Origin of the sequence: Aeromonas sp. ZOR0002 (assembly GCF_963866995.1) — a bacterium.
Classification (GTDB): domain Bacteria; phylum Pseudomonadota; class Gammaproteobacteria; order Enterobacterales; family Aeromonadaceae; genus Aeromonas; species Aeromonas caviae.
In genome coordinates, this window is record NZ_CAWMFQ010000045.1 from 1 (window position 1) to 7,429 (window position 7,429).

Below are 7,429 nucleotides of genomic sequence, written 5' to 3' on the forward strand. Positions count from 1 at the left end.
CCAACGACTTGGTGGTGTTCATCAAGTTACGCTGGGCGTTCAATGATGAAGTGTTGGTATTGATAAACATGGCCATAAAAAATTTCTCCTGATGAACAAGAAACTGCGGGCCCTGCCGGTGCCAGTACACGATCAGGATCCCACCGTTCAGATGGACAGATTGAACGGTTCTGTCTCACCTGGCGGGCCCTCTGTTTGAACGGACATCGGACCCGCAGTTGCGCAAATGTTGGATTTCCGAACACCCCTCGATTTGCTTCACCTTCTGTAACGGCCATCTCGCCAGAAGCTTTAAGCAATTTATGCACGACCCTAATACTGTCCGAGTTTGGATATCACAAGAAAGGATCGGGAAGCCCGGCCATGTCGCCATGAGGCTCGGCATCAGCCCACGGAAGATATTAACTGGCACGGTTTGTGCTTTAGTTTTGGTGTCGCCATTTTTTCGGCGCCCATAAAAAAGGCCGACAATGTCGGCCAAAGAAGAGCTTACGCTCAGGAGAACAACCTCGGGGGTGACAGAGTGAACGATCTGCGCAACACTCGAGGGGTATACCAATAAGAGAACTTCTCTTTCGATAGAACAAGGCGTAAATCCGAACACCCCATTGTTCCATCTTGTTTACCAGGGCGGCCTGAACAACCGCCCTTTTCTTTTTCTCACTCTGAGCGTATTAGCCTTGCAGCAGGGAGAGCGCGGATTGTGGGCGCTGGTTGGCCTGTGCCAGAATGCTGGAGGCGGCCTGCTGCAGGATGTTCTGCTTGGTCATGTTAGCGGTTTCGGTCGCGAAGTCCGCGTCACGGATACGGGAGCGTGCAGCACTGACATTTTCCGAAATATTGGCCTGGTTGCGAATAGTGGAATCCAGGCGGTTTTGCACGGCACCCAGTTCGGCACGCTTTCCATCCACGATTTCCAGCATAGCATCCACAGCTCCCAGCACGCTCTGAGCATTGCTCTGACTACTGATGCTAATACCTCCAGCTGTTGAGCCACTGACAAAAACCGTGGTTACAGATGCTGCTGTCGCAATACCAGAAATACTGAACCCTCCACCCTGAGTCAGGCTGAAACTGATAGTCTGGTTGGCGTCCGCACCGACCTGGAAAGTACCGCTAAATGAACCATCAAGCAGCTTGGTACCTGCGAAGGTGGTTGCAGTGGAGATACGGTTGATCTCGGCACCCAGCTGATCCACTTCTTTTTGCAGGGCTTCACGATCCTTGGCGGAGTTGGAACCGTTGGCGGATTGTTGAGCCAGGGTACGCATGCGTTGCAGCATACCGGTCACTTCATCCATCGCCCCTTCAGCAGTCTGAGCAAGGGAGATGCCGTCGTTGGCGTTGCGGTTGCCCTGGTCCAGACCGTTGATCTGGGAGGTCAGACGGTTGGAGATCTGCAGACCTGCCGCATCGTCCTTGGCGCTGTTGATGCGCAGGCCAGAGGCAAGACGGGTGTAGGAGGTATCCAGGGATTTGGTGCTGTTCATCATGTTACGCTGAGCGTTGAGCGATGAAACGTTGGTATTGATATACAGACTCATGATTTTTCTCCTAAGCTATTAAAATTTAACTTTAATTCACTCAGGCTTTATTGTGTTTTGTGCCTGATATGTTTAGTTAACGGCGCCTTTTCACAAGACTTTAATTTCTTTTTTCTGCCTTTCTGGCAGTAATCGCCGCCTAACCTATATATCGGCCTCTATTCCTCACCCTTGAGAAAAAAATCGGGATTTTTTGTCACCTGACAGCCCGCCCCCCGGGCCATAGTGGCCACAGCCCGCATCAGACAAGGCGGGAGCGTGATATTCACCCAGCCTTCAGAAACCGGCGCTGGCTCCCACTTTTGCACGCCAGCATTGCTCATCCCCACACCTTGCCCCTAAAATCGCCGCCCCATCATCTATTGGACGTGAGTTGTTCTCCATGCAGACACTGGTTGAGCAGATTGTTTACATCAGCGACATGTTTGGTACTGCGGTATTCGCGTTTTCGGGCGTACTGGTGGCCGGCCGTCTCAGGATGGACGGTTTCGGTGTCATGGTGCTGGCGGCGGTCACCGCCATCGGGGGCGGCACCATCCGCGACATGATCCTGGGGGCAACCCCCGTCTTCTGGGTGCGCGACCCCCTCTATATCTGGGTGGTCATTGCCACGGCGCTCATCGGCATGTGGATGGTCAAACTGCCCCGTCGCATGCCCTGGTACGTGCTGCCGGTGGCGGACGCCTTCGGGTTGGCGCTCTTTACCGTGATCGGGGCACAAAAAGCCCTCAACTTTGGTACATCTGGGCTTATCGCCGTATTGATGGGCACCATGACAGGGGTCGCTGGGGGTATGATAAGGGACGTGCTGGCCCGGGAAGTGCCCATGGTGCTGCAAAAGGAGATCTACGCCACCGCCTGCATTCTGGGCGGTATCCTCTATACCCTGTCGCTGGAGGTCGGGGTAGAGAGGGTCAGCGCCATGCTCATCAGCATGCTCGGGGTGTTTGGTCTGCGGGTAGCGGCCATCTACTGGCACCTCTCCCTGCCCACCTTCTCGCTGCAGCGCAACTGAGAAGCCTCAGAGTGGGCGAGATCCCATCCCGGCAGGGACAAGATTGAACCAAGCCGGCTTTTCTGTTGTCATACAGGGGTCGTTTCAAGCCGGAAAACCTCATGCAAAAACTTGGGCTCATTACCACGCTTGTTCTGATGATGGTGGCAGCGGCTCATGCGGGGGCTCAGGCCCTGTTCGGGCGTCTGGCATCCACCCCGGTGCAGCAGTTCAACCAGCAGATCCGTCAGGCGAGCAGCAGTCAGCAAGGCTGGGTCAACGACTATCGCGAAGTGGCTCGCCGCTTCGTGGGCCATGAAGATGTACCCACCCGTATCCATGCTCAACAGCTGGACAACGATCTGGTGCTCTCGGTGGCCCTTGATGGCCAGCGTAGCGACATGCTCTACATCCTGACCCTGTTTCGCAGCAACAACCTGTGGCAGATGCGTCAGGCCGAGATGGGCTGGCGCTGTCAGGGTCAGGAAACTTTCACCCCGGTCCCCTGCCCCTGAGCGTCTACCTTCATCCGAGTGAAATAAAAAATCCGGCGCCTTGGCCGGATTTTTTATACGCGTCTTGCCGTCACATCACGGACGGTAGACCTTGACGTTGGCAAAGCCCTTCTCTTTCAGGTAAAGCGCCTGCAGTTTGCTCATCACGCCACGATCGCAATAGAGCAGGTAGGTCTTCTCTTTCGGCAGGTCACCAAAGGCGGTAGCCAGCTTGAAGAAGGGGATATGCATGATCTCGCGCCCTTCCACCACCAGCGGCTTGTCGTCATGCTCCTCCATGGAGCGAATGTCCAGGATCACCTCGTCGTCACCGCTCTCGGCGGTGGTCTCCACCTCCTGCACCTCGGCGGCGGTCTCTTCACCGATGCGACGAATGTCGAGGTAACGGGCCTCGGCCACCACCTTGTCCAGAATGGCAAAGTCGAAGTTCTCCTCTTCCGCCTCGATGCGGGAGAGCTCGGCCTTCACGGTCGGCTTCTTGGAAATCACGCCGCAATACTCCGGCATGGTCTCCGCGAACTCCAGGGTACCGATGCGGCGGGCTTCGCTGATGATGTCCGGCTTGTCCCAGGTGATGAGCGGGCGCAGGATCACCTTGTCGGTCACCCGGTCGATGACGTTCAGGTTGGTGAGGGTCTGGCTGGAAACCTGGCCAACGCACTCGCCGGTCACCAGGGCCGGGATCTGGAACTCGTCGGCAACCTTGGCAGCGGCACGCATCATCATCCGCTTGAGCACCACCCCCATCTGGCCGTTGTCGATCTTCTCGAGGATCTCGGCCACCACGGGCTCGAAGTCCACCGCGGTGAAGCGCACCCGGTGGGAGGAGCCGAAACGGTTCCACAGGTGATAGGCCACCTGCTTGACGCCGATCTCGTGAGCCGCCCCACCCAGATTGAAGAAGCAGTAGTGCACCCGGCAGCCGCGCTTGATGAACTGGAAGGAGGCGACCCCCGAGTCAAACCCGCCGGAGAGCAAGCTCAGCACATCTTCCTGGGTGGCGATGGGCATGCCGCTCAGCCCCTGGTGGATGGCGCTGACGATGAAAAGCTCCTCGCCATCGATCTCGAGGTTGATCTTCACATCCGGGTTCTTGAGGCGCACGCCGTTGCTCACGCAGTGCTGGTTCAGACCGCCGCCCACGTAACGTTCAATCTCCAGCGAGGAGAATTCGTGCTTGCCGTGGCGCTTGGCACGCACGCAGAAGGTCTTGCCCTCGAGCTGATCACCCCAGACGGCTTTCACCTGCTCGAAGATGTCGTGCAGGTCGGTAAACTTGCTGGCCTGCACCTCGAGGAAGGCCTGAATGCCGGGGATGCAGGCCAGGGCTTCGATGGCCTGCTCGCGGAACTGGTCATTGCGGGAGCTCACGATCAGCTTGTCCCAATCCATCCGCACCCGGGCATCGTCGTCGAAGCGGCGCAGGACATTGCGGATATTGCCCTGCAGGATCTTGATGAAGCGCTGGCGAACCGACTTGCTCTTGATGGTGATTTCAGGGAACAACTTGATAATGAACTTCATGGTAATGACTCGGGTGGCCTTGATTTAAGGGCGCGAATTATATCAGAACTTTGTGACCAGCGCCTACTGCATGAGCGGCCGCTCACATTCCCCCACGCAAAGTTTGCCGCATCCAGGCAATCATGCGTATATTCCCACCCCTGCATCCTGGCAACACAGCATCCATGAAAACCCATATCTACTACCCCGGCATGGAGGTACGCGACGAGCTCTGGCTCAAGTTTGCCTTGCTCTATCTGGAGCGGCTCGCCTTCGTCTTCACCGTCAGTGAGAAGAGCGGTCTCACCGCCCTGCTGGAGACCCTGCGCCAGCAAACCGACCTGCTGGCCGAGCCGCCACGACCCGCCTTCTTCGCCCATATCACGCCCCAGGTGGAGAGCCAGATTGCCGGCTTGGTCGCCCCCGATTTTGTCCGCCACAAGGTGTTTGGCAACAGGGAGCTCATCGCCCGCTGGCGTTCAGCCCCCAACCACGACTGCTTCTGCCCGGCTCAGGCGGGACTGGAGCGGCTACACGGGTTTTGTCTGACCCACGGCTTTGCGACGCAGGATGAAGGGGGGATCAGAATGGCGCGCCGCTTTGCCAACCTGCTCTCCATGCGCCTCGCCCGTGAGTGGGCACTCGCCAATGACGGGGCGCTGATTACCGATCACGACTATCTGGATCGGCTGCTCCATCTGCTCGAATCCCGCTACCACAACCGGGGCGGCCAGGACTGCTTCCACCTCGAGATCCCGCTGCAAGTGCCCACTCACCTGGCCGACATCCCGTTTGCAGAGCTCATTGCCCTGCGGGGGCGAAGCGGCTTTCGTCAGCAGCTCGCCGAGTTCCATCAGGCCCTCGATGCCCTGCTCGCCATGCTGGGCAGCGGCTACGCCGAACCCGCCGTGTTGACCCGCTTCGAGCAGGCCCAGCAGGGGTTCACACCCTTGCTGGGACCCGAGACCGTCACCCTGCCGCTCACCACGCTCGTCAGTACTGGCTTACCGGCCATGGCGATGATCCACCACCTCAAGGGGAGTCACCCACAGAGCGACCTGGTGTTTCATCCCATCAAGAAGAGCCACTTCCACCAGCGCAAGAGCCGGCATTTCTTCACCCGGCTGGGGCAGGTCAAGCCCTGACTCCCCGCCTCTGCCGGGGAATCGACAATCAACTGACGGCATCGGGACCATCACCGATGCCGTCAATATTCTGGCGCTCACCACGCCCTCAGGAGGGGTTTTCCAGCCGAAACTCGATGCGATCGCTGTTTCCCGCCTCATCCACCACCACCAGCTGATAGCGGCCCGCCTTGCTCACTACTTGATCCCCGTCCCAGCGCAGCCGCTGGCCGTTGAGAAACCAGGCCGGCTTGCCGACACCGCCGAGCACCCTGGGCTGCAACCGATAGCGCTGACTGCGGATAAGGTTGCCCTCCCCCAGTGCCAGGATGCGGATGGGGGCCTGCTGCTCGGCGCTCTGTCCCTCCCCTGCACAACCGCTGGCCAGCAGCGCCTGCCGTCGCTCACCCGGTGAGCGCCATGGCTCCAGCGACAATGGCCAGAGGGCCCGAAAACCGGATTGCGCCGCATCGTGGCAGCGGGCCAAGGTCGGCTTGCCCGCGGCGGTCAGTGCGACCTGGCGCAGCGGCGAGGGCCAGTCCATGGGATCCGGCAAGGTGGGAGGATCACGCTCTTCAAGCAGCCAGGCGCTCTGATGCTGCAAACAGGCCTCTGGCAGGGTCGCGCTCGTCTTGCGCCCCAGCGGCCAGCAAACTTCGGCCTCGCTCACCGTGTTGGGTTGTGCCGGCAGGGGGCTGTTGTCCGAGAGCCGCGAATAGACAGAGAGCAGCAGCGGCACTGCCGCGCTCTGTCCATAAAAGCCGGGCATGGGGGTGCCGTCGGGGCGCCCCAGCCAGACGCCGATGGTCCAGCGACCGGAGACCCCCATGGCCCAGCTGTCGCGATAGCCATAGCTGGTGCCGGTCTTCCAGGCCAGTCGGTTGACCCGGCCGGTCGCCTCACTGGCAAAAGGTTGATCTGCCCGTCCCTGGGCACTCAAAATTTGCCAGATGATCCAGGCGGCCCCCGGGCTCAGCAAGGGGCGCGACACCGCCTGCTGCCCCGCCAGCCAGACCGGCATCGCTACCTGCCCCTGCCGGGTCAGCGAGCTGTAGAGCGCCACCAGCTGCTCGAGCCGAATGCCCGCTGCCCCCAGCGCAATGGCCGGATTGGGCTTGTCGGAGAGGGCCAGCCTCACCCCGGCGTTGTCGAGACGGCTGACCAGTTTGTCCGGCCCCAGCGCCTCCAGCACCTGCACCGCCGGCACGTTGAGGGATTGCTGCAGCGCCTGAGCGAGGGTCACCGGCCCCTGAAAGGCGCCGGAAAAGTTGGCGGGGCGATACTCCGAGCCCAGTCTCGGTGCATCGGAGAGCAGGGAGGCCGAGTGCACCAACCCTTCGTCCATGGCCAGACCGTAGATGAAGGGCTTGAGGGTGGAGCCGGGAGAGCGGATCGCCTGCACCATGTCGAGATAACCGTGGCGACGCAGATTGCCATACTCGGCGCTGCCCACATAGGCGCGCACCGCCATGGTTCTGTTGTCGACCAGGAGCAACGCCGCTGAGGTCTGCTCGGGGAAGCGACGGATATAGCTCGCCACCCGCCCTTCCACCCAACGCTGCAGATCGCCGTCGATGGTGGTATGCACCAGGGCCCCGGCCTGATGGTCGGCGGCGAGGCGGGCAAAGAGCGGCGCCTCCATCGGCGTGAAGTGACCGCGGGCCAGCACAGGCTCGATGCGTCCCTCCAGCCAAACCTGTTCTGGCCAGACCCCCTGCGCCACCAGCCGCTGCATCACCTTGACTGTGA

General features: G+C 60.0%; 6 protein-coding genes. 3 read left to right on the forward strand and 3 right to left on the reverse strand.

From position 1 onward, the window contains the following. Positions 1-674: 674 nt before the first annotated feature. Positions 675-1,544 (reverse strand): flagellin N-terminal helical domain-containing protein, encoded by an 870-nt coding sequence (locus tag AACR77_RS03300; protein WP_042879706.1) that lies wholly within the window; start codon positions 1,542-1,544, stop codon positions 675-677. A gap of 382 nt (positions 1,545-1,926) precedes the next feature. Here AACR77_RS03300 and AACR77_RS03305 point away from each other — a divergent pair, with 382 nt between their 5' ends. Beyond that, on the forward strand, positions 1,927-2,559 hold the full coding sequence (locus AACR77_RS03305) for a trimeric intracellular cation channel family protein (RefSeq protein ID WP_042863619.1): 633 nt from the start codon (positions 1,927-1,929) through the stop codon (positions 2,557-2,559). A gap of 101 nt (positions 2,560-2,660) precedes the next feature. Further along, on the forward strand, positions 2,661-3,053 hold the full coding sequence (locus tag AACR77_RS03310; protein WP_041212809.1) for a hypothetical protein: 393 nt from the start codon (positions 2,661-2,663) through the stop codon (positions 3,051-3,053). A 75-nt stretch (positions 3,054-3,128) separates the two neighbouring features. On the opposite strand, the gene thiI is transcribed toward AACR77_RS03310, so the two are convergent. Continuing rightward, the gene (gene thiI, locus AACR77_RS03315; RefSeq protein WP_039038656.1) at positions 3,129-4,577 is read right to left on the reverse strand and encodes a tRNA uracil 4-sulfurtransferase ThiI; all 1,449 of its coding nucleotides are present in this window, start codon (positions 4,575-4,577) and stop codon (positions 3,129-3,131) included. Positions 4,578-4,741: 164 nt separating this feature from the next. On the opposite strand from thiI, the gene AACR77_RS03320 reads away from it, so the two are divergent. Beyond that, positions 4,742-5,701 (forward strand): hypothetical protein, encoded by a 960-nt coding sequence (locus AACR77_RS03320; RefSeq protein ID WP_041212808.1) that lies wholly within the window; start codon positions 4,742-4,744, stop codon positions 5,699-5,701. 88 nt (positions 5,702-5,789) lie between these two features. Here the strand turns inward: AACR77_RS03320 and AACR77_RS03325 are convergent. Continuing rightward, a partial coding sequence (locus tag AACR77_RS03325; protein ID WP_042879709.1) for a penicillin-binding transpeptidase domain-containing protein occupies positions 5,790-7,429 on the reverse strand: 1,640 nt, incomplete at its 5' end.

Bases quoted from the DNA above. Each gene is read 5' to 3' on its own strand.
- AACR77_RS03300 (WP_042879706.1), bottom strand. From the start codon at position 1,544: ATGAGTCTGTATATCAATACCAACGTTTCATCGCTCAACGCTCAGCGT.
- AACR77_RS03305 (WP_042863619.1), top strand. From the start codon at position 1,927: ATGCAGACACTGGTTGAGCAGATTGTTTACATCAGCGACATGTTTGGT.
- AACR77_RS03310 (WP_041212809.1), top strand. From the start codon at position 2,661: ATGCAAAAACTTGGGCTCATTACCACGCTTGTTCTGATGATGGTGGCA.
- thiI (WP_039038656.1), bottom strand. From the start codon at position 4,577: ATGAAGTTCATTATCAAGTTGTTCCCTGAAATCACCATCAAGAGCAAG.
- AACR77_RS03320 (WP_041212808.1), top strand. From the start codon at position 4,742: ATGAAAACCCATATCTACTACCCCGGCATGGAGGTACGCGACGAGCTC.